This is a genomic window from Enterovirga rhinocerotis, assembly GCF_004363955.1.
GTDB lineage: Bacteria > Pseudomonadota > Alphaproteobacteria > Rhizobiales > Beijerinckiaceae > Enterovirga > Enterovirga rhinocerotis.
In genome coordinates, this window is sequence record NZ_SNZR01000011.1 from 801462 (window position 1) to 823647 (window position 22186).

A 22186-nucleotide genomic window follows, 5' to 3' on the forward strand; every position below is an offset into this window, starting at 1 on the left:
GCCGAAGGCGGCCACTCCCATGCGCGAGCCCCCTCGCAAGATCCAGATCGTCCGTCGAAGATGTGCCGCATCTCGCCGAATCGGGACCAATAGAATCGCGGCTCGCTGATTTGTCCAGCCGTTGATTTTCGGTGTGCCGGCCGCGCGCGGACAGAACAGCGCGCGTTCTGTCCGGCGCTCCGAAGAGGGAATGCTCCGCTTTTGTTCTCGTTATGACCTGTTTTGTTTCAGGCTCAGGCTTCGCTCAGCGAACGCGCGACGATGTCGGACACATCGGGCGAGAGGTTCTGTTCGCGGGCGATGCGCTTCAACTGGCTTTCGGCGTTCGCCCGCCGCCCCGGCTCTACGGTCCGCCAGGTCGAGAAGGCCGTCAGCAGCCGCGCGGCCACCTGCGGATTGGATCCGTTCAGCATCAGCACGATGTCGGCCAGGAAGGCGTAGCCGGCGCCGTCTGCGCGGTGAAACTGCGTCGGATTGGCGAGGGCGAGGCTGCCGACGAGGGCGCGAACCCGGTTCGGGTTCGTGAAGGAGAAGGCCGGATGGGAGGTGAGCCCATGGATGCGATCGAGCGTGCCAGGCTCCGGGATCGCAGCCTGGATGCCGAACCACTTGTCGAGCACCAATGGCTCGCCGGCGAAGTCCTCGGCAAAGCGGGCGAGTGCCCGCTCTCGCGTGTCGCCCGGGATCCGCGAGAGCACCGCGAGCGCAGCCAGCCGGTCCGTCATGTTGCCCGCCGCCGCCAATTGCCTGTCGGCCTCGCGCTCCCCGAAGGCCGGATCGGCCGATGCGAGGAGGTCCAGCGCGACGTTGCGGAGGGCGCGCCGTCCGGCGCTCGCGGCGTCGGGCGAATAGGCGCCGTCCGGCTCGGTCGCGGCGCGGATGGCCGCGAGGTCGGCGGCAAGGACAGTGCCGATCGTGCCTCGCGCGGCGAGCCAGGCTCGGTGCACGGCATCCGGGTCGACGTCGCTGCCGATCTCCTGCGCGATCTCGGTCTCGCTCGGAAGGCTGAGGAGGAGCGCGGCGAAGGCCGGATCGCGCTCGCTCTCGACCACGAGGACCCGGCCGAGCGCCAAAGCAAGCCGGAGCAAGGACGCCTCAACGGGCGTCCCGCTCTCGCTCGTCGCCTGCCCGACGAGGAGGCGCATCGCCACCATCTGGGCGGCCTGCCAGCGATTGAAGGGATCGCTGTCGTGTTCGAGAAGGGCGAGCAGGTCGTCGTCGCCGAGATCGAGGCGCAGCTTCACGGGAGCGGAGAAGCCGCGGAACAGGGACGGAACCGGGCGTTCCCGCACGTTCTCGAAGATGAGGCTCGCCCGTGAGCCGGCCATGACGTGAACGCCGTCCGGCCGCAGATCGGCGCAGTCGGCCGCGATTGCGGCCCCGGTCGGCGAGACGAGGCCGAGCGCGACGGGGAGGACGAGCGGGCCTTTCTCCGCCTGTCCGGGCGTCGGAGGCGTCTCCTGCGTCAGGTCGATGCGATAGCGCGCCTGCGCGGGATCGTATTCCGTCCGCACCGTGACCACGGGCGTGCCCGACTGGACGTACCAGCGCGCGAAGTCGGAGAGGTCGCGCCCCGACACAGCTGCGAAGGCATCGAGGAAATCCTCCACCGTTGCCGCCGTGCCGTCGCAGGTCTCGAAGAAGCGCGTCATGCCGGCTGCGAAATCGGCCTCGCCGAGCAGCGTCTTCAGCATGCGCACGATCTCGGCGCCCTTCTCATAGACGGTCGCCGTGTAGAAGTTGTTGATCTCCCGAAACTGATTGGGACGGACGGGATGGGCGAGCGGGCCGGCATCCTCCGTGAACTGGCGCGCCCGGAGCGTGCGCACCTCGCCGATGCGATGCACGGCACGCGAGCGCTGGTCGGAGGAGAATTCCTGGTCGCGGAAGACGGTCAGCCCTTCCTTGAGACAGAGCTGGAACCAGTCCCGGCAGGTGATGCGGTTGCCGGTCCAGTTGTGAAAATATTCGTGCGCGATCACCGCCTCGATATTGGCGTAGTCGCTATCGGTCGCGGTCTCGGGGCTCGCGAGAACGTATTTGTCGTTGAAGATGTTGAGGCCCTTGTTCTCCATCGCCCCCATGTTGAAGTCGGACACGGCGACGACGTTGAACACGTCGAGATCGTATTCCCGAGCGAAGACCTCCTCGTCCCAGCGCATCGAGCGTTCGAGCGCATCGAGCGCATATTCGGCGCGCGGCTCCTTGCCGGGCTCGACATGGACCGCGATCTCGACCGGCCGCCCGCTCATGGTGGTGAAGGGTTTCGAGACCTTTCCGAGCCGGCCGCCGACCACGGCGAAGAGATAGCCGGGCTTCGGGAAGGGGTCGTGCCAGATCGCGAAATGGCGGCCGGTTCCCGGGATGGCTCCCGCCTCGCCGGGGTTGCCGTTGCCGAGCAATGTCGGCGCCTCGCTCTCGTCGGCTTCGATCCGCGTCGTGTAGACCGACAGGACGTCCGGCCGGTCGAGCGCGTAGGTGATGCGGCGGAAGCCGTCGGCCTCGCATTGCGTGCAATAGATGCCGCCTGAGCGGTAGAGCCCCATCAGCTTGGTGTTGGCGGTCGGGTCTACCTCCGTGACGACGCGGAGGCGAAACGGCCGCTGGGGCGGCGCGAGGACCGTCAGCCCCTGCGGCGAGGCTTCGAAGGCCTCCGCAGGCAGGGGCTGGCCGTCGAGTTCGATGCCGCAGAGCCGCAATTCGTCGCCGTCGAGGACGAGGGGCGCGCCCGGCCGTCCGGCGGGATTGGGCCGGAACGCGGTCTCGGCGACGATCCGGGTCGCCGTCGGGTGGAGGAGGATGTCGAGATGGATCGTATCGGCGAGATGGTCGCTCGGGCGGTAATCGTCGAGCCCGATCACGGTCGGGGTATCGGTGCGCATGGTGTGGCTGTCCTTCGGCGCCGATCCTAGGGGAGGGGGCTCCTCGGGGCCATAGCGCCCGGGTTCCATCCGCCCGGCGCCGGGCCATCCGGACAACGCGAAGCCTCCGGGATCGCTCCCGGAGGCCCGTCAATTCGGCGCGTGGGTCTCGTCAGCGGCAGACGCGGCGATAGACGAGGTCGCCGTAATAGTTCACCCGGCGCACCGTGTAGCAGCGCGGTCCGTAATAGGCCGGCCGGTAATAGACGGGCCGGTAGGCGGGGTAATAGCCGTAGGGCCGATAGCCGTAGGCCGGCCGGGAGGAGGCGATCATGCCACCGACCAGCGCGCCGCCCAGCACGCCCGCGGCGACCCAGCCGCCACCGTGCCGGAAGCCTCGCGCCTCGGCACTTCCGGTCGAGACGGCCATGGTGGTCGCGACGGCGAGAGCACCGATGGCAGCGACAGCGGTCTTCTTGAAGCGGGTCATCGTCTGATCCTCGAAGCTGGTCGGCGGCGAGGAGTTCGCCGTCCTTGCACGTGGGTCGCGCAGGATGCGTGGGAGGTTCACGCGGTTCGCAATTTTTTTCGGATCTCCTCTGCGGGCTCCGGCGGATGCCGATCGAGATCGCGGACGAAGCGGAGGGCTGCGTCCCGCAGAACCTCCGGCGGATAGCCCGAGAAACCGATGACCAGCCCGCGCTGCGGTGGCGGGGACAGATGCATGGCGGACAGCGCCCTGCTGCCGAGCCCGCAGGCGGCGGCTCGCGCGACGAGAGCCGTGTCGGATCGTCCGTCCGCGAGCCCGGCGATCAGGTGCAGGCCCTGATCGGGAGGGGTGACAGACAGGTGGGGCGATCTCGACAGGCCGTCGACCAGCGCGTCGCGGGCGCTTTCGGCGAGACGCCGCGCGCGCCGCAGATGGGCGGCGAAATGCCCCTCGCGGACGAGGTCGGCGAGCGCGGCTTCGGCGAAGGCCGGCGGCTGGCGGTCCGATCTCGCGCGCAGCCGGAGGACGGGTTCGATCAAGGCTTCGGGCAGGACCGCGTAGCCGAGCCGGATGCCCGGAAACAGCACCTTGGAGAAGGTGCCGAGGTAAATGACGCGTCCGGAGCCGTCGATGCCCTGGAGCGAGGTCAGGGGCGAGCCGGCGTAGCGGAACTCGCTGTCGTAATCGTCCTCCATGATCCACGAGCCGTGCCGCCTCGCCCAGTCGATCAGGGCGAGGCGACGCCGCATCGTCATCGTCACGCCGAGCGGGAACTGGTGCGAGGGCGTGACGTAGACGGCTCGGGCGTCCGGCATCGCCGCTTCGCCCAGGGCCGCGTCGAGCCCCTCCTTGTCCACCGGCACGCCGACCAGCCGCATTCCGGCGCCCTCGAAGGCGGCGCGCGCCATCGGGTAGCCGGGATCCTCGACCCAGACCGGGTCTCCCGGGGCGAGGGCGGTCCGGATGACGAGGTCGAGCCCGTGCTGGGTGCCCGTCGTGATCAGGATTTCGTCCGCGTCGCAGCGCACGCCCCGCGCCGATCGCAGATAGGAGGCGACGGCTTCGCGAAGCCCCACGCCGCCGCGAGGATCGCCGTAGCCGAAGAGGTCGGGCGCAGGCCTCGCTAGGTGGCGGGAGAGGAGGAGGCGGAAGGTCCTGAGCGTGCGCGTGTCGGCCGTCGCGATCCCGAGCGTGCCGGGCGGCGGCGGATCGGCGCTGGGTGAGGACCCCGTCTTGCGCGGGCGCGGGGTCAGATGCGGGACCGCTCCGGCCACGAACGTGCCGGCTCCGATCCGCGCTTCGGCGAAGCCGTCGGCGATCAGCATCTCGAAGGCCGCGACGGCGGCCGCGCGCGAGAGGCCGAGGCGCGCGGCGAGATCGCGCGTCGTCGGCAACTTGGCACCCGGCGGCAGCGTTCCGGCCTCGATCAGCCGTCGGACCGCTTCGTAGAGAGCCGCCGCGCGCGGGCCGCTCTGTGGAAGGACGGGGATCAGGGCCGACCAATCGGCTGGATTGGTCTTCGATTTCATCGGCTGATTGGACCTATTCCAAGCCAATGTAGTCGCCGATCCTCAGCTCGTCACTTTCCGAAAGGCTATGCGATGTCAGACGGCGTCGTCGGTTCCGACAGTTTCCCGGTCACGGCGCGCAATCGCGTCAAGCGGATGCACGAGCGCGGTCGCTACGACCGGCGCGACGTCTATGCGATCGTCGATGCCGGCTTCCTGTGCCATGTCGCCTATACGATCGAGGGCCAGCCCTATTGCACGCCGACGATCCATTGGCGGGACGGGGACATGCTGTACTGGCACGGCTCATCGGCCAGCCGCATGCTCCGCCATCTGAAGGCGGGGACGCCTGCCTGCCTGACGGTGTCGCATCTCGACGGGCTCGTCCTGGCGCGATCCGGCTTCAATCATTCGGCCAGTTACCGGGCCGCCATGTGCTTCGGCACCGCTCGACTCGTCGACGATCCGGCGGAGAAGGCCGCCGCTGTCGACGCTCTGATCGACCGCTACTATCCGGGTCGTTCGAAGGACCTGCGCGCGATCTCGGCGCAGGAGACGAAGGCGACCACGGTGATCGGCATGCGGATCGACGACGCCTCGGCGAAGGTGCGCGCGAAGGGCGTCGCCGACGACGAGGAGGATTATGACCATCCGGTCTGGGCCGGCGTCATCCCCGTCCGGACCGTCATCGGCGAGGAGGAGCCTTGCCCGCGCCTGCTGCCCGACATGGCAGCGCCGGAGGGCATCGCCGCCTATCGGGCAGGCCGGCGCCTCGACGAAGCGCTGCTCGAGACGCAGGCGCGATACGAGGGCACCGAGCCGCTCGCCTTCTGACGCCTCAGCTCAGCTTTTCCGCGATCCCGGCGAGGATCGGGTCGCTGACGCCGAGCTCGATCAGCCGTGCATGGGTCGAGCGCACATAGTCCGGATTGGCGCCGGACATGCCGACGCCCTGGTGGACGAGGCGGATGAGGTCTTCGAAGGGCAGCCGCCCCGCATATTGGGCGTGGCGGCGGTCGGCCACATAGGTGACGGCGCGCACGTCGCGGCCGTCGTCGAGGCGGATGCGGACCAGCCGCTCCAGATACACGGCCGTGGCCTGCTCGCGCTCGCGCAGATAGGCGAGCGTCGCCTCGCGGTGCCCGGCCTCGACGCGGAAGGCGAGGCCGCGGCAGCGCCCGCCGCGGTCGAGACCGAGGACGAGGCCCGGCGCCTCGGGCGTGCCGCGATGGACATGCGAGAAGATGCAGAGCGAGCGGTGATAGCCGTGCAGGCTCGCGCGATGCTGCTCGACATGGTCGAAGCCCGGCCGCCACATCAGCGATCCGTAGCCGAAGACCCAAAGATCGCCGCACTCTGCGGTCATCGCGTTCGCCTTGTGCGGCAGGCCGAACCCGGCCTCGCCATCTCGGGGCCGCGGCGCTACCAGCTTGCGCGACCGAACTCAACAGGAACATGCCGTGCCGGCAGATGCCTCGACACCGTCCCGCCGCCGCTGGGGCCTTTATCTCCCGGTGGTGCTTCTCGGCCTGCTGGTCGTCGCCTGGAGCGGGGGCTGGTTCTTCGTGCGGGAGCGCGTGAAGAGCGGTCTCGACGAATGGATCGGCAAGGAGGCGACGGCGGGGCGACGCTGGACCTGCGCCGATCGCAGCATCACAGGCTATCCCTTCCGGATCGAGATCCGATGCGCCGATTTCACGGTCGAGCGCCCCGATGTCCGCGCCTCGATCGGCCCGCTCCTCGTCGTCGCGCAGGTCTACCGGCCGCGCCACGTGATCGCCGAGGCGAAAGGGCCGCTGAACCTCACGGCGGGGCCGAACCGGGTCGAGGGCGGCTGGAAACTCCTCCAGGCCAGCGTCCTGACGGCGCCGGGCGGCTTCGACCTCCTGTCCATCGTCGCCGACGAGCCTGCGGTTTCCGTCAGCCAGCCGGGCAGGGCGAGCGTCGATCTCTCCTCGAAGCGCTTCGAGGGCCATCTGCGGCCCCATCCGGGCGAGCGGACGACGATGGACCTCGCCTGGACGTCGAAGGCTGCCGTCATTCCGGGCCTCAACGAGATCCTCGGCGGCGCCGAGCCGGTCGACACCGAGGTCCAGCTCTCGATCACGCAGACCGACGATCTGCCGGCTCGCCCGCTCCTCGCCGAGCTCGAGCGCTGGCGGGCGGCGGGCGGCCGCGCCACGCTGAGCAAGCTCGTCGTGGTCAAGGGCCGCCAACGGATCGAGGGCGTCGGCCTCTTCGGCATCGATGCCGAGCATCGGCCGGAGGGCGTGCTCGACCTCCAGGCCGCCGGGCTCGGCGGCCTCCTGGGGCAGCTCGCCGGCGGTGGCGGCAGCCTTCTCGGCGCCATCCTCGGCGGCGGCAGGCCGCCGGAGGAGAAGGCGGATGGCCGGCTCAGGCGGCTGCCACAGGTCCGGCTTTCGGGCGGGCGGGTGATGCTGGGTCCGCTTCCGATCCCCGGCCTCCGGGTTCCTCCGCTCTATTGAGCGGGGCCCGGCCCGCGAGGAGCCTCTCGACCACCCGCGCCAGGAGCAGCATGCCGCCGTCGCCCCGCGCCGAGAGGATCGATTCGGGGTGGAACTGGACGGCGGCGATCGGCAGGCTCTCGTGCTCGATCGCCATGACGACGCCGTCATCGGTGCGCGCCACGACGCGGATGTCCTTCGGCACGGTGCCGTCCCGCGCGTGGAGCGAGTGGTAGCGCCCGACGAGAAGCCGCTCCGGCAGGCCCCCGAAGATGCGCGAGTCCGGATCGAGCGTGATCTCGGAGGCCTTGCCGTGGACCGGCACGGCGAGCTGGTCGAGGGCACCGCCGAAATGCTCGACGAGGCCCTGGAGCCCGAGGCAGACGCCGAAGATCGGCAGGTTCCGTTCGCGCACGGCCGAGACGACTCGGCTGATGTCGAAATCGGCCGGGCAGCCCGGGCCGGGCGACAGCACGACGAGATCGGGCCGCATCCGGTCCAGCGCCGGGATCGCGTCGGTGTGGCGGAAGGTATGCACCTGCGCGCCCGTCTGGCGCAGGTAATCGGCGAGGTTGTGGACGAAGCTGTCCTCGAAATCGATGAGCAGCACGCGCCGTCCCTCGCCCGCGTGGCGGACGTCGATGGCGCCGTGGCCGGGCCTCGCATGGGCGCGGCCGGTGATGCTGGCGAGAAGAGCCGAGGCCTTCAGCGCGCATTCCTGGTTCTCGGCCTCGGGATCGGAATCGTGCAGCAGGGTCGCGCCGGCCCGCACCTCCGCGACGCCGTCCTTGAGGCGCGCCGTGCGGATGGTGATGCCGGTATCGAGATTGCCGTCGAAGGTCAGGCGCCCGATCGCGCCCGCATACCAGCGGCGCGAGGAGCGCTCGTTCCGCTCGATGAAATCCATCGCCCAGGATTTCGGCGCCCCGGTGACGGTGACGGCCCAGGCATGGGTGAGGAAGGCGTCGAGCGCGTCCATCTCGGGACGCAGCAGCCCTTCGACATGGTCGACCGTGTGGAACAGGCGCGAATAGGTCTCGATCTGCCTTCGCGCCAGCACCTTCACCGAGCCCGGCTCGCAGATGCGCGCCTTGTCGTTCCGGTCGACGTCGGTGCACATCGTCAGCTCAGCCTCGTCCTTGGCAGAGGCGAGAAGGGTGCGGATCTGGTCCGCATCCTCGAAGGCGTCGCGGCCGCGGGCGATGGTGCCGGAGATCGGGCAGGTCTCGACCCGCGAGCCGCGCACCCGCACATACATCTCAGGCGAGGCGCCGACGAGGAACTCGCCCTCGCCGAGATTGATCAGGCAGCCATAGGGCGCCGGGTTCGCCGCCGTCAGCCGCTCGAAGACCTCGGAGGGCTGGTCGGGGCAGGAGGCGCGGAAGACCTGGCCGGGCACGACCTCGAACAGGTCGCCGCGCTCGAAGGATTCCTTCGCGTGCCGCACAGTGGCGGCATATTCACCCGGCCCGTGGTCGCAATCGGCCGCGATCGGCGCGCCGACGACATAGGGCGCCTCGGGATTATCGCGCGGCAGGCCCTCCGTCGAGGCCCCGCCCACGGCGAAAACGTAGGTGCGCCGTTCGGCGGTGCGGCGGGCATGGTCGACGATCAGAAGCTCGTCGGGCAGGTACAGCACGAGTTCGCGGGCGTCGGCGGGCCGCGGGATGCGGCGTTCGACCGGCTCGAACTGGAAGGCGAGATCGTAGGCGAAGGCGCCGTAGAGGCCGAGCTGGTCGTCCTCGCGGCTGCCGAAGAGTTCGCGCAAGGCCCGCACCACAGAGAAGATCGAGGGCTGCCGGCTCCGCTCCTCCTCGCTGAAGCCGCCGGGCGAGGGGACGACCTCGCCGGAGACGGCCAGCGCTGTCGACTCGAGCCCCGTGATGTCCAGATGGCGCGAGAGTGCCTCTGCGACGGCCGGGACCAGCACCGCGCCGCGCGCGTTCAGGGCCTCGATCGAAAAGCGCCTTTCGGTCGCCGTGAAGACGAGCGGCGGGTCGGAAAAGCCCATGTCCCAGCGGGTGTAGCGGCCCGGTGCCTCCATGCCCGAGGAGAACAGGACGCCGCGCCGCGTATCGAGCCGGCGGGTCAGCGCCTCGCAGGTATGGCCGTAGGGGAGCGCCGTCGCCGTGACGGCGATCTCGACGCCGCCGGTCGTGCGGTAGCGATGGTGCTGGGGATCGGGAAGAGGAGCCATGGAAGCCTCGTGAACGTGCTGCGCTCAGGAGGCGGTCCGGGCTGTCTGCGCATAGGACCTCGACCGCCTCCACGAGGGGCAGCCGGGTTGCAATATCCGGCACGCCCCTAGACGGGGCGCCACCACCTCGATGCGAGAGTCAGCTCGTTGCGCATGTCAGGACAGATGGCAGGGACGCGCGCCGCCGTCAATCGGGTCGGCCCTTCGCCCTCATGGCGAGCGGCACGACGCGTCGGTGCGGCTCCTAGATTGCTTCGCTGCGCTCGCAAAGACGGATTGGCGCTTTCGCTCTCCAGAGGCGCTCGGCAGATCGAGCGGCGGCGTTCCGGCGTCCGCCCTCCCGTCTTTGCGAGCGCAGCGAAGCAATCCAGCCTGTCCGGTGTTTCGGCGGCGCTGCTTCTCCTCCTCGCAACGACGACGCGGCCGCGGTTCAGGCACGAGCATTGCTACGGCCGAGCCCGATATCACCGGAGGCTCCATGCGCCGTTCGATCTTCCTTGCCGCCGCTCTCGCCATCTCCGTCGGCACCGCCCAGGCCGAGAGCGTCATCCGATACGGGATCTCTCTCGCCGACATCCCGCTAACCGCAGGCCAGCCCGACCGCGGGGCGGGCGCCTACCAGTTCACCGGATACACGATCTACGATCCGCTGGTCGCATGGGAGATGAACGTGGCCGACCGGCCCGGCAAGCTGGTGCCCGGCCTCGCGACCTCATGGGTGGTGGACGAGGCCGACAAGACACGTTGGCGCTTCACGCTGCGTCCCGGGGTCAAGTTCCACGACGGCTCCGCCTTCGATGCGGATGCCGTGATCTGGAACCTCGACAAGGTGCTCAAGGACGACGCGCCTCATTTCGACAAGAGGCAGGCGGCGCAGGTGCGCCCGCGCCTGCCCTCCGTGAAGAGCTACGCCAAGCTCGACGCGATGACCGTCGAGATCACGACGAAGGAGGTCGATTCCTTCTTCCCGTACCAGATGCTCTGGTTCCTGGTCTCGAGCCCGACCCAGTACGAGAAGGTCGGGCGCGATTGGGACAAGTTCGCGTACCAGCCTTCCGGCACCGGGCCGTTCCGGCTGACGCGCCTCGTGCCTCGCGAACTCGCAGAACTGACGAAGAACGCCGAATACTGGGACAAATCTCGCCTCGCCAAGGTCGATAAACTGCTCCTGGTGCCCCTTCCGGAAGCATTGCAGCGCTCGAATGCGCTCCTCGCCGGCCAGGTCGACCTCATCGAGGCGCCCGCGCCCGATACCCTGCCGCGGCTCAAGGAGCGCGGGATGCGGATCGTCCAGAACGTCACGCCGCATGTCTGGAACTACCATCTGTCGACGATCGAGGGCTCGCCCTGGACCGACATCCGGCTTCGCAAGGCCCTCAATCTCGCCATCGACCGCCAGGGGATCGCGGACCACCTCCTCAACGGCCTCGCGCAGCCGGCCAAGGGGCAGGTCGACTCGGCGAGCCCGTGGTTCGGCAAGCCGTCGTTCGAGCTGAGGTTCGACCTCGACGAAGCGAAGAGGCTCGTCGCCGAGGCCGGCTACTCCCCCGCCAAGCCGCTCAAGACCACATTCGCCATCGCGCAAGGCGGCACGGGGCAGATGCAATCCATTCCGATGAACGAGGCGATCCAGCAGAACCTGCGGGATATCGGGATCGAGGTCGACTTCCGTATCGTCGAGCTCGAGACCCTGTACAATTACTGGCGCCAGGGCGCGAAGAACCCGGCCCTGACGGGCGTGACCGCGAACAACGTCGCCTACGTCACCTCGGACCCGCTCTATGCGATCGTGCGCTTCTTCCATTCCGGCCAGATCAACCCGGTCGGCGTGAACTGGGGCTACTACAAGAACGAGAAGGTCGATGCCTGGATCGACGAGGCCAAGCGCAGCTTCGACGTCGCGAAGCAGGACGAACTCCTCGCCAAGGCGCATGCCCAGGTCGTGGACGACGCGGTGCTCGTCTGGGTCGTGCACGACACCAACCCGCACGCCCTGTCGCCGAAGGTGAAGTCCTTCATCCAGGCCCAGCACTGGTTCCAGGACCTCACGACGATCGGTCTCGACTGAGCGAGCCGCCGGCGTCCGGGAGCTGCCGTCGCGCAAACGGCCGTCATTGCGAGCGCAGCGAAGCAACCCGGCCCACCGGCGCGCAGGCGAGCCCTGGATTGCTTCGTCGGCTCCGCCTCCTCGCAAGGACAGCGCCACATCGAACCCTCTCCCGTGGGAGAGGGCGGACTCGAGCGGCAGCCCGAGCCGGGTGAGGGAAGAAGCTAGTCGCTGGCTGCACCAACGGAATTGCAGGTAGGCGCTGTCGCGAGCGATGGTCCCATCCGACAATGGCAGATCAATGAACGTTCTGATGGCCAACTTTCACATGGCGAGCTAATTTGACTGTAAGGTGTCTATTCGGCGAAGCGCGATGAATCGGACTGTCATTCATGAAATGCCACAGCCCCTTGGCCTGTTTGCAGGTGAGCTGTTCCTCCGAGGCAAGGAGTATCTTGACGCATTCGACGCGCTCACAGATGGAGTGACATTGAAGCATTATTATGCCGGATCATATCTTTTTTCGCACTCCTTAGAACTTCTGTTAAAGTCATTTCTTGCCGCGAACGAAGTAAGTAAAAAATCAATACGTAATTGCTTTGGGCATAATCTCGAGAAAATACTCAAGGGTTGTCAAGAAAGAAATCTCCCGAAAATAATCAATTTGGGTCAGTTTGTTAAGCACTATGATGAGATGAATCGGGATCACGATTTCCGTTATCCAACCGGCTACAACCTCACTGTACCTCGGCCGGCGGACTCTATTCGAGTGGCGCGGGCGCTTGAATCAGCTATCTTTGGCTTCGTCGCGTCGAAGAGAATGTCAGCAGAGCTGCAATTCTCCAGTGATACGCGGCACCTCAGGGGCGTGAAGGTGAGGTGGTCAGATTAACTGAGGCCGCCCGCCAAATGGCCCTTTTTTGACGGGCGGACGTCGGCTTGGGAGCCCGGTCGCCAAAACGCCCCGTTCCGCCTCAGCTCCGCAAGCCCGGCGCCTCCTGGCCGGTGCTGGCGACGTATTCGGTGTAGCCGCCGCCGTAATGGCGGACGCCCTCGGGGGTCAGTTCGAGGACTCGGTTCGAGAGGGCGGCGAGGAAGTGCCTGTCGTGGGAGACGAACAGCATCGTGCCCTCGTAGGAGGCGAGCGCGCGGATGAGCATCTGCTTCGTCGCCATGTCGAGGTGGTTCGTCGGCTCGTCGAGGACGAGGAAGTTCGGCGGATCGTAGAGCATCAGCGCCATGACGAGCCGCGCCTTCTCGCCGCCCGAGAGCACCCGCACCGGCTTCTCGACGTCGTCGCCCGAGAAGCCGAAGGCGCCGGCGAGCGCGCGGAGCGAGCCCTGGCCGGCCTGCGGGAAGGTATTGTCCAGCGTCTCGAAGACGCTGAGCTCGGCATCGAGCAGCTCCATCGCGTGCTGGGCGAAATAGCCGAGCTTGACGCTTCCGCCGAGCGTCACCTTGCCTGAATCGGGCGCGGCCGAGCCGGTGACGAGGCGCAGCAGGGTCGACTTGCCGGCGCCGTTCACGCCCATCACGCACCAGCGCTCGCGCCGCGCGATGCGCAGGTCGAGCCCGTCATAGATGACCCGGTCGCCATAGGCCTTGGCGACGCTGCGGAGCGTCACCACCTCGTCGCCCGAGCGCGGGGCGGGCGGGAAGTCGAACTCGATCGTCTGGCGCCGGCGAGGCGGCTCGACGCGCTCGATCTTCTCGAGCTTCTTGACGCGGCTCTGCACCTGGGAGGCATGCGAGGCGCGGGCCTTGAAGCGCTCGATGAACTTGATCTCCTTGGCCAGCATCGCCTGCTGGCGCTCGTATTGCGCCTGCATCTGCTTCTCCGCGAGGGCGCGCTGGTCCTCGTAGAAGCCGTAATCGCCGCCATAGGTGGTGAGGGTGCCGGCATCGATCTCGACGATCTTCGTCACGATGCGGTTCATGAACTCGCGGTCGTGCGAGGTCATCATCAGCGCGCCGTCGTAGCCCTTGAGGAAATCCTCGAGCCAGATCAGGCTTTCGAGATCGAGATGGTTCGAGGGCTCGTCGAGCAGCATCACGTCGGGCCGCATGAGGAGGATGCGGGCGAGCGCGACGCGCATCTTCCAGCCGCCGGAGAGCGCGCCGACATCCCCGTCCATCATGGCGGGCGAGAAGGAGAGGCCGGACAGCACCTCCCGCGCCCGGCCCTCCAGCGCATAGCCGCCGAGTTCCTCGAACCGGCCCTGGACCTCGCCGAAGCGCTCGATCAGCGCCTCCATCTCGTCGGCCCGGTCGGGATCGGCGAGGGCGCCTTCGAGCTCGGCGAGTTCGGCCGCGACCTCGCTGACGGGACCCGCGCCGTCCATCACCTCGGCGACGGCGCTGCGCCCGGCCATCTCGCCGACATTCTGGTCGAAATACCCGATCGTGATGCCGCGATCGGTCGAGACCTGCCCCTCGTCGGGGACGTCCTCGCCCGCGATCATGCGGAAGAGGGTCGATTTTCCGGCCCCGTTCGGCCCGACGAGCCCCACCTTCTCGCCCTTGAAGAGGGCGGCGGAGGCCTCGATGAAGAGGATCTGGTGGCCGTTCTGCTTGGAGATGCTGTCGAGGCGGATCATGGGATCATCGGGTTCGGGCCGCGGCGGGCCGCGATGGAACGGGGAGGGCGAGACGCCCTGATGACGCGCGCCCGCGGATGCGGCTGTCAGGCGCCGGCTGGCTTGTCGGAGGTCGGGTTGCCGGCGGCGCCCTCGGCGCCTTCCGCATGCCGCCGTCCGAAATCGGCCTCGGCAGCGTCCTGGCCCTGGCTGATGATTCCGCGGCGGATGGCGCGGGTGCGGGTGAAGAGGTCGAAGAGCGTGTCGCCGTCGCCCCAGCGGATGGCACGGGAGAGGATGGCGACGTCCTCGTTCAGCCGCCCGAGCATCTCCAGCACCGCTTCCTTGTTGTGGAGGAAGATGTCCCGCCACATGGTCGGGTCTGAGGCGGCGATGCGGGTGAAGTCGCGGAAGCCGCCGGCCGAGAACTTGATCACCTCGGATTCGGTGACGGTCTCGAGGTCGGCGGCCGTGCCGACGATGTTGTAGGCGATGAGGTGCGGCACGTGGCTCGTGATGGCAAGCACGCGGTCGTGATGCTCCGCGCTCATGATCTCGACATTCGCGCCCATCGCCTGCCAGAACCCCTCGACGAGCGCGGTCGCGGCGGGCTCGGTGCCCTCGGGCGGGGTCAGGATGCACCAGCGCCGCTGGAACAGCGTCGCGAAGCCGGCATCGGGGCCGGAATACTCGGTTCCGGCCACGGGATGGGCCGGGACGAGATGCGTGCCGGCCGGCAGGTGCGGGCGCGTCTGCGCGATGATCGAGCCCTTGACCGAGCCGACATCGGAGACGATCGCGCCCGGCTTCAGATGCGGCCCCATGGCCTCGGCGACAGCGGCGAAGGCTCCGACCGGGATGCAGAGCACGACGAGATCGGCCCCCGCGACGCCCGCGAGGTCGCCCGTGCGCTCGTCTCCGAGCCCGAGCGCGGCGCAGCGCTCCAGCACCGCCGGATCGCGGTCGATGGCGACGATGGTGCCCGCGATCCCGCGCGCCTTGCAGGCATGGATGATCGAGGAGCCGATCAGCCCGATCCCGACGATCGCAAGGCGTCCGACGAGCGGGGCCGCGAGGGAGGGGCCGAGGGGGCCAGTCGATGTCACGGCACTATCCAACCATCGTCTCCGCTCAAGCGCCCAGCGTTGTCGCCGCCGGATCCCTCCCCTCCAGGGGAGGGCGAGTCGGCGCCAGCCGACCAGGGTGGGGGTGACGCCGCGGCCGGGTTGTCCCCACCCCGCCTCGACGCTTCGCGTCGAGGGATCAGGGGCCGGGGTCTACCCCCGCATGAAGTCCCGCAGGGCCTCGATCACGCGCTCGTTGGCCTCGGCCGAGCCGATCGTCATCCGCAGGCAATGCGGCAGCTCGTAGGCCTTGACCGCCCGCATGACGAGGCCGCGCTTCAGCAGGAACGCGTCGGCGTCCTGCGCCGTCCGGCCGGCCGTCTCGGGGAAGTGGATCAGGATGAAGTTGCCGACGCTCGGCGTGACCTTGAGCCCGACCGCCTCGATCTCCCGCGTCAGCTTCGGCAGCCATTCGTCGTTATGGGCGAGGGCGGCGGCGAGGTGGACGTCGTCCGCGATGGCCGCCGCGCCTGCCGCGATGGCCGGAGCGTTGACGTTGAAGGGACCGCGGATGCGGTTCAGCGCATCGATGACGGCGGCGGGGCCGACCATCCAGCCGAGACGCAGCGCCGCGAGCCCGTACACCTTCGAGAAGGTGCGCGTCATGACGACGTTCGGCGCCGTCAGCGCGAGTTCGAGGCCCGAGGCGTAGTCGTTCGCGCGGACATATTCGGCATAGGCCGCGTCGAGCACGAGAAGGACGTTCGAGGGCAGCGCCGCGTGCAGGCGCTTGACCTCGTCGAAGGGCAGGTAGGTGCCGGTCGGGTTGTTGGGGTTGGCGAGATAGACGATCTTCGTCTTCGGCGTGACCTTGGCGAGGAGCTTGTCGACGTCGGCCGTGAGGTCCGTCTCGTCGGCGACGACCGGCACGCCGCCTGCGCCCTGGATGTTGATCTTGTAGACGAGAAAGCCGTGGCGGCTGAAGACGCCCTCGTCGCCGGGACCGATATAGGCGTTGGTGATGAGAGCGAGGAGCTCGTCCGAGCCCGTGCCGCAGATGATGCGGGCCGGGTCGATGCCGTAGCGCTTGCCGATCGCCTCGCGCAGCAGGCTCGCGCCGCCGTCGGGATAGATTTCGAGCGAGGCGGCGGACGCCTTGACCGCCTCGATCGCCTTCGGGCTCGGCCCGAGCGGCGTCTCGTTCGAGGACAGCTTGAAGACCCGCTCGACGCCCTCGGCATGGTCGCGGCCCGGCACATAGGCGGCGATGTCGAGGATGCCGGCGCGCGGCGTCGGAACGGCGGGGCTGGTCAGGGTCGTCATGGGGGACCGAAGGCTCGTGCTCCTGGACCGTCGCGGGCGCTTGTACCCGGTGCGCCGAGGCGCGAGGCATCCAGGCCAGGAAGGCGGGGGATTCCGCCGAAGGCGCGGGCGCTCTAGCGCAAAACGGCCGCTCTGCCCATGGGAAATCCGGTGCTGCAGGGCTGCCGGCCGTCGCCTTGACCCCATCTGCCCGTCATGCGAGCCGCGAGACGAGGCGGCAAGCCGACCGCCCGCAGGGAGAGCCTCGAGACCATGGCAGCGCCCAGAAGGGCGGCAGGCCCGCGCGCCCTGCCGCTGGCGGTGGCAGCCCTGACTTTCACGCAGCTTGCCGGCTGGGGCATGAGCTTCCACGTGCCCGCCGCGCTGTACAACCAGCTTTCGGCCGGCATCGGCCTTTCGAAGGCGGTCGTCTTCGGCGGCGTGACGCTGATGCTGATCGTCGCCGCTCTGATCGCTCCCCTGGCCGGCCGTCTGATGGATCGCGACGGCGCGCGGCGCTGGATGACGATCGGCTCTCTCCTGATCGCGGGCGGCCTCATCGTCCTGAGCCGCGCCGACGGATTGGCGCTCTACGGCCTCGCCTGGATCCTGTTCGGCCTCGCGATGCCGTTCGCGCTGAACCAGGGCGCCTCGACCGCCATCGTCCAGATCGCCCCGGATCGGGCGCGCCGTGCGATCGCGATGCTGCTCGTCCTGATCGGGTTTTCGCCGGCCATCGCCTGGCCGACCCTGCTCTGGCTCGAAAGCCTGTTCGGCTGGCGCGACGCGCTTCTCGTCTGCGCGACGGTCCATGGCCTCGTCTGCGCATCGCTGCACTTCTTCTGCCTGCCGAAGGGGAGGGTCCTCGCCGACCATCCGCTCGTCCCGTCCGATGCGGTCGCACCGCGCCAGGCTCCCGTGGTCGCCCGCGGGACCTTCGCGCTCGCCGCGACCTGCTTCTCGGCGGCGGGGATTCTCAGCTTCGGGCTTCCGCTCCACATGATCGGCCTCCTCCAGGGCTACGGCCATGGCGCGGCCGAGGCGGTGGCGATCGGCGCGCTGATCGGGCCGGGCCAGGTTCTCGCACGCGCCTTCGACATGTTCGGCGGTTCGCGCTTTCCGATCCTGCGTGTCGGGCTCGCCGCCACCCTGCTCATGCCGGCGGCGCTGGTCGTGCTGCTGATCTGGGGGCAGGGCGGTTGGGGCGCGATGCTGTTCGTGTTCGGCTACGGCGTCTCGGCCGGGCTCATGTCGGTCGTGCGGGCCGTCGCGCCGATCAAGCTGTTCGGCTCGGCGGCCTATGCGGTGATCACCGGCAAGCTCGGCCTGCCGCAGAACATGGCCTTCGCGGCCGCTCCGCTCGGCTTCGCCCTTCTCCTCGACCATGTCGGCGCTCCGTCGGTCGCGCTGGCTTCGCTCGCGGTGGCGGCGATCTGCCTCGCCAGCATGGTCTGGCTCAGGCGTCTCGCCCCGTCCGACGGCGAGGCCTGAGCGCGGGTTTGACTGCGGGCCCCATCGCTCCCATCTCGTTCGACGGTCGACCCGTGCGGCCGCGAGGGGACCGATGACGCGCAGAACCGTGATGCTGGGCGGGCTCGCGGCCGCATGCGGCCTGAATGCGGGCTTGTCCGGTGCCCGGGCCGACGAGACCGGCTTCCGCAGCGGCGGCCGGCCGATCCGCGTCGAATGGTTCGCGCCGCAGGACGTGCCCGAAGGCGAGAGCGCGCCGGCCGTCCTGCTGCTCCATGGCGCCGAAGGCCTGATGCTCGCGACCGCCTACCGGGCGGCGGCCCGGGTCATCGCCAGGGCCGGGATCGGCGTCGCCTTCGTCCATTATTTCGACCGGACGGGCGACAAGATCTGCGATCTCGACCGGATGCGCGAGACGATCCCGCCCTGGGCCGAGACCGTCCGCGACGCTCTCACCTGGCTCGCGGGGAGGCCGGGGATCGATCCCGACCGCCTCGGCATCGTCGGCATCTCCCTCGGGGCCGGGCTCGCGCTCCACGTCGCGGCCCAGGGCGAGCGCCGCATCAAGGCCATCGTCGATTTCTACGGTCCGATCTCGGCCGGTCTCCTGCCTCCGCGCCCGAAACTGCCCCCGGTGCTGATTCTGCACGGGGAGGCCGACCCGGTCGTGCCGATCATCCACGCGCGGACGCTCGAAGCGCACCTGAAGGCCGCCGGCACCCCCTACGAGATCAAGATCTATCCCGGGCAGGTCCACGGCTTCAGAGGCGCCGCCCAGATGGATGCCAGCCGGCGCAGCACGGCCTTCCTCGTGCGTCATCTGCGTGCGCGCCGCGCGGAGCGGAGATAGGGCAGCTCGACTTTTGCCGGAGTTGCCAGAGTGCCCGCATCATGTGCACGATGCGGCCTCGCTCTTGCATGGGCCGTCATGTGCGGTCACGCAGGGCCGATAAGCCGTTCAGGACGTCGCCGGCAACGGCGCCGCAGAAGAATCTCCAGAGGAGAGACAGAATGAAGACATGGACCCTGGTCGCTGCGATCGCGATCGGCGCGGTGGCCGCGACGGGCGCCTCCGCGCAGGAAGGCGTGCTGAAGAAGATCAAGGATTCAGGCGCGATCACGCTCGGCTATCGTGATTCGTCGATCCCCTTCTCCTATCTCGACGAGAACCAGAAGCCCGTCGGCTACGCGATGGACATCTGCCTCAAGATCGTCGACGCGGTGAAGAAGGAGCTGAAGCTCGACAAGCTCGAGGTGAAGTACAACCCCGTCACCTCGGCCACCCGCATCCCGCTGATCGCGAACGGCACCGTCGATCTCGAATGCGGCTCGACCACCAACAACGTCGACCGCCAGAAGCAGGTCGCCTTCACCAACACGCACTTCCTGACGGCGAGCCGCTTCGTCACCAAGAAGTCGTCCGGCATCACCAATATCGAGGGCCTGAAGGGCAAGACGGTCGTCTCGACGGCCGGCACGACCAACATCAAGCAGGTCAACGAGGTCAACAACCAGAAGAAGCTCGGCATCACCGTGCTGCCGGCGAAGGATCACGCCGAGGCCTTCCTCATGGTCGAGACCGACCGCGCGGTCGCCTTCGTGATGGACGACATCCTGCTGGCGAGCCTCGTCGCGAGCTCGAAGACGCCCGACGCCTATGTCATCCCGGAAGACGCCTTCTCGCTGCCCGAGCCCTACGGCATCATGCTGCGCAAGGGCGACGACGCCTTCAAGAAGGTCGTCGATCAGGCCACGGCCGATCTCTACAAGAGCCCGGAGATGAAGACGCTCTACACGAAGTGGTTCCAGTCGGCGATCCCGCCGCGCGGCCTCAACCTCAACGTCGCGCTCGGCAAGTCGATGGAGAAGCAGTTCGCCAAGCCGAGCGACAGCCCGGACCCGTCCGTCTACTGAGGCGCGATCCGCGACGCGGCTCTGCCCCTCCGGGTGGCAGGCCGCACAGCACTCAAGCGGGGAGGCGAAGCCTCCTCGCACGATGGCGACGAGGTGGGGGCCACGCGTGAGCTATAACTGGAACTGGGGCATCCTCCTCGAGCAATCGCCGGAGGGGATCGGCAGCTACCTCTATACCCTCTGGCTCGGTCTCCAGTGGACGATGCTGGTCGCCGCGGGGGCATGGATCCTGGCCCTGGCGGTCGGCTCGGTCCTCGGCGTGGCGCGCTCCCTGCCGGGGCGCTGGTTCTCGCCGCTCGCGACCGCCTATGTCGAGATCTTCCGCAACATCCCGCTCCTGGTGCAGCTCTTCCTCTGGTACTTCGTGATGCCGGAGCTCCTGCCGCGATCCTGGGGCCTGTGGGTCAAGCAGCTTCCGAATGCGCCGCTCTACACGGCGATCCTCGGCATCGGCCTCTATATGGGCTCGCGCGTGGGCGAGCAGCTCCGGGCCGGCATCCAGGCCCTGCCGCGGGGCCAGATGATGGCCGCGACCGCGATCGGGCTCACCGTCCCGCAGGCTTTCCGCTTCGTGATCCTGCCGCAGGCCTACCGCATCATCCTGCCGCCGCTGACCTCCGAGTTCCTGAACACCATCAAGAACACCTCGGTCGCCCTGACGATCGGTCTCCTCGAACTGACGGCTCGGGCCCGGGCGATGCAGGAATATTCCTTCCAGGTCTTCGAGGCCTTCACGGCGGCGACCGTGCTCTATCTCCTGCTGAACATCGCCGTGACCTTTGCGATGCGCCTGATCGAGAGCCGGGTGGCCGTGCCCGGCCTCGGCGTGCTGAAGAAGTAGGGGGCGCGCCGATGTTCTCGGATTTCGATTTCGGCGTCATCCAGCGCTCGCTGCCCTACCTGATCAAGGAGGGGCTGACCTTCACGCTGACGCTCACGGCGCTGTCGACCATCGGCGGCGTCATTCTCGGCACGCTGATCGCGATGGCGCGGCTGTCGAGTTATCGCGTGCTGCAGGTCGCCGGCGCGGGCTACGTCAATTTCCTGCGCTCGCTGCCGCTCGTCCTCGTCATCTTCTGGTTCTACTTCCTCATGCCCTACATCCTGCAATGGGTGACGGGCGCATCGAGCCCGGTGCCGGTGGGCGCCTTCGCCTCGGCCCTGATCACCTTCACGATCTTCGAGGCGGCGTACTTCTCCGAGATCATGCGGGCGGGGATCCAGTCCATCCCGCGCGGCCAGCCGGCGGCGGCCGCTGCCCTCGGCATGAATTACTGGCAGTCGATGTGGTACATCATCCTGCCTCAGGCTTTCCGCAACATGCTGCCGGTGATCCTGACGCAGACGATCATCCTGTTCCAGGATACTTCGCTCGTCTACGTGGTCTCGCTTCCTGATTTCCTTGGAGCGGCCTCGAAAGTGGCGCAGCGCGATGGGCGGCTCGTGGAGATGTATATCTTCGCCGCCATCGTCTACTTCATCATCTCCTTCTTCGCGTCCTGGCTGGTCAAACGACTGCAGGCCAGGATCGCCATCATCCGCTAACCGATCGAGGCGCCCGTGATCGAGATCGACAACGTCTCCAAATGGTACGGAGACTTCAACGTCCTGAAGCACTGCACCACCAGCGTCACCAAGGGCGAGGTGGTCGTCGTGTGCGGCCCGTCCGGATCGGGCAAGTCGACCCTCATCAAGACGGTCAACGGGCTCGAGGAGTTCCAGGAGGGCGATATCCGCGTCGACGGAACAGCGCTCAAGGACAAGTCCACCAACCTGCCGAAGCTGCGGTCGCGCGTCGGCATGGTGTTCCAGCATTTCGAGCTCTTCCCGCACCTCAAGATCACCGAGAACCTCTGTCTCGGCCAGATGAAGGTGCTCGGGCGCGACCGCGAGACCGCGATGAAGAAGGCGACCGCGCTCCTGGAGCGTGTCGGCCTCGAAGCCCATGCGCACAAGTTCCCGGGCCAGCTCTCGGGCGGCCAGCAGCAGCGCGTCGCCATTGCCCGCGCGCTCTGCATGGATCCGATCGTGATGCTGTTCGACGAGCCGACCTCCGCGCTCGACCCGGAGATGGTCAACGAGGTGCTCGACGTCATGGTCGAACTCGCCCGCGAAGGCATGACCATGATGGTCGTCACCCACGAGATGGGTTTCGCCCGCAAGGTCGCGAACCGCGTCATCTTCATGGATCGCGGCGAGATCGTCGAGGATGCGACGAAGGACGACTTCTTCGGCAAGCCGCGCAGCGAGCGGGCGCAGCAATTCCTGTCGAAGATCCTCACGCATTGAGCT

Annotated in this window: 17 protein-coding genes; 9 read left to right on the top strand and 8 right to left on the bottom strand. The window is 68.1% G+C overall.

What is annotated here, in order from left to right:
* Positions 1–233: 233 nt before the first annotated feature.
* The 3 genes from pepN to pdxR all read right to left on the bottom strand — a co-directional run bounded on the left by pepN (position 234) and on the right by pdxR (position 4880).
* Positions 234–2882, bottom strand: coding sequence for an aminopeptidase N (gene pepN / locus EV668_RS04310; RefSeq protein ID WP_133768594.1), 2649 nt, complete (start codon positions 2880–2882; stop codon positions 234–236).
* 151 nt (positions 2883–3033) lie between these two features.
* Positions 3034–3351: a hypothetical protein gene (locus tag EV668_RS04315; RefSeq protein WP_133768595.1), complete on the bottom strand. Its 318-nt coding sequence runs from the start codon at positions 3349–3351 to the stop codon at positions 3034–3036.
* A 77-nt stretch (positions 3352–3428) separates the two neighbouring features.
* The gene (gene pdxR / locus EV668_RS04320) at positions 3429–4880 is read right to left on the bottom strand and encodes a MocR-like pyridoxine biosynthesis transcription factor PdxR (protein ID WP_133768596.1); all 1452 of its coding nucleotides are present in this window, start codon (positions 4878–4880) and stop codon (positions 3429–3431) included.
* 72 nt (positions 4881–4952) lie between these two features.
* On the opposite strand from pdxR, the gene EV668_RS04325 reads away from it, so the two are divergent.
* On the top strand, positions 4953–5693 hold the full coding sequence (locus EV668_RS04325; protein ID WP_133768597.1) for a pyridoxamine 5'-phosphate oxidase family protein: 741 nt from the start codon (positions 4953–4955) through the stop codon (positions 5691–5693).
* Between the two features lie 4 nt (positions 5694–5697).
* Here the strand turns inward: EV668_RS04325 and EV668_RS04330 are convergent, their stop codons facing one another.
* The gene (locus tag EV668_RS04330) at positions 5698–6225 is read right to left on the bottom strand and encodes a gamma-glutamylcyclotransferase (RefSeq protein ID WP_133768598.1); all 528 of its coding nucleotides are present in this window, start codon (positions 6223–6225) and stop codon (positions 5698–5700) included.
* Between the two features lie 94 nt (positions 6226–6319).
* Here EV668_RS04330 and EV668_RS04335 point away from each other — a divergent pair, with 94 nt between their 5' ends.
* The gene (locus tag EV668_RS04335; protein WP_166652333.1) at positions 6320–7345 is read left to right on the top strand and encodes a DUF2125 domain-containing protein; all 1026 of its coding nucleotides are present in this window, start codon (positions 6320–6322) and stop codon (positions 7343–7345) included.
* On the opposite strand, the gene EV668_RS04340 is transcribed toward EV668_RS04335, so the two are convergent.
* Positions 7254–9521 (bottom strand): anthranilate synthase component I, encoded by a 2268-nt coding sequence (locus tag EV668_RS04340; RefSeq protein WP_133768600.1) that lies wholly within the window; start codon positions 9519–9521, stop codon positions 7254–7256. The genes EV668_RS04335 and EV668_RS04340 overlap by 92 nt on opposite strands.
* A gap of 478 nt (positions 9522–9999) precedes the next feature.
* Between EV668_RS04340 and EV668_RS04345 the strand changes: the two genes are divergently transcribed.
* A complete protein-coding gene (locus EV668_RS04345) occupies positions 10000–11589 on the top strand; it encodes an ABC transporter substrate-binding protein (RefSeq protein WP_133768601.1) in 1590 nt (529 codons plus the stop codon).
* Positions 11590–12542: 953 nt separating this feature from the next.
* Here EV668_RS04345 and abc-f read toward each other — a convergent pair.
* The 3 genes from abc-f to hisC form a co-directional block, all read right to left on the bottom strand.
* Entirely contained in the window at positions 12543–14165 is a 1623-nt protein-coding gene (abc-f, locus tag EV668_RS04350; protein ID WP_133768602.1) for a ribosomal protection-like ABC-F family protein, read from the bottom strand.
* A gap of 86 nt (positions 14166–14251) precedes the next feature.
* On the bottom strand, positions 14252–15250 hold the full coding sequence (locus EV668_RS04355; RefSeq protein ID WP_133768603.1) for a prephenate/arogenate dehydrogenase family protein: 999 nt from the start codon (positions 15248–15250) through the stop codon (positions 14252–14254).
* 171 nt (positions 15251–15421) lie between these two features.
* Positions 15422–16531 carry a histidinol-phosphate transaminase gene (hisC, locus tag EV668_RS04360; RefSeq protein ID WP_425359582.1) on the bottom strand — a complete coding sequence of 370 codons (1110 nt, stop codon included), beginning with the start codon at positions 16529–16531 and terminating at the stop codon, positions 15422–15424.
* 252 nt (positions 16532–16783) lie between these two features.
* Here hisC and EV668_RS04365 point away from each other — a divergent pair, with 252 nt between their 5' ends.
* From EV668_RS04365 to EV668_RS04390, 6 genes are all read left to right on the top strand, one after another.
* A complete protein-coding gene (locus EV668_RS04365) occupies positions 16784–18001 on the top strand; it encodes an MFS transporter (RefSeq protein ID WP_166652334.1) in 1218 nt (405 codons plus the stop codon).
* 73 nt (positions 18002–18074) lie between these two features.
* A complete protein-coding gene (locus EV668_RS04370) occupies positions 18075–18830 on the top strand; it encodes an alpha/beta hydrolase family protein (protein WP_245512838.1) in 756 nt (251 codons plus the stop codon).
* 161 nt (positions 18831–18991) lie between these two features.
* Positions 18992–19894, top strand: coding sequence for an amino acid ABC transporter substrate-binding protein (locus EV668_RS04375; protein WP_133768605.1), 903 nt, complete (start codon positions 18992–18994; stop codon positions 19892–19894).
* 106 nt (positions 19895–20000) lie between these two features.
* Complete coding sequence (locus tag EV668_RS04380; protein WP_133768606.1) at positions 20001–20735, top strand: amino acid ABC transporter permease; 735 nt, start codon at positions 20001–20003, stop codon at positions 20733–20735.
* A gap of 11 nt (positions 20736–20746) precedes the next feature.
* Positions 20747–21439, top strand: a complete 693-nt coding sequence (locus EV668_RS04385; protein WP_133768607.1) for an amino acid ABC transporter permease — start codon at positions 20747–20749, stop codon at positions 21437–21439.
* Positions 21440–21454: 15 nt separating this feature from the next.
* Positions 21455–22183 carry an amino acid ABC transporter ATP-binding protein gene (locus EV668_RS04390; RefSeq protein WP_133768608.1) on the top strand — a complete coding sequence of 243 codons (729 nt, stop codon included), beginning with the start codon at positions 21455–21457 and terminating at the stop codon, positions 22181–22183.
* The last annotated feature ends 3 nt before the right edge of the window (positions 22184–22186 follow it).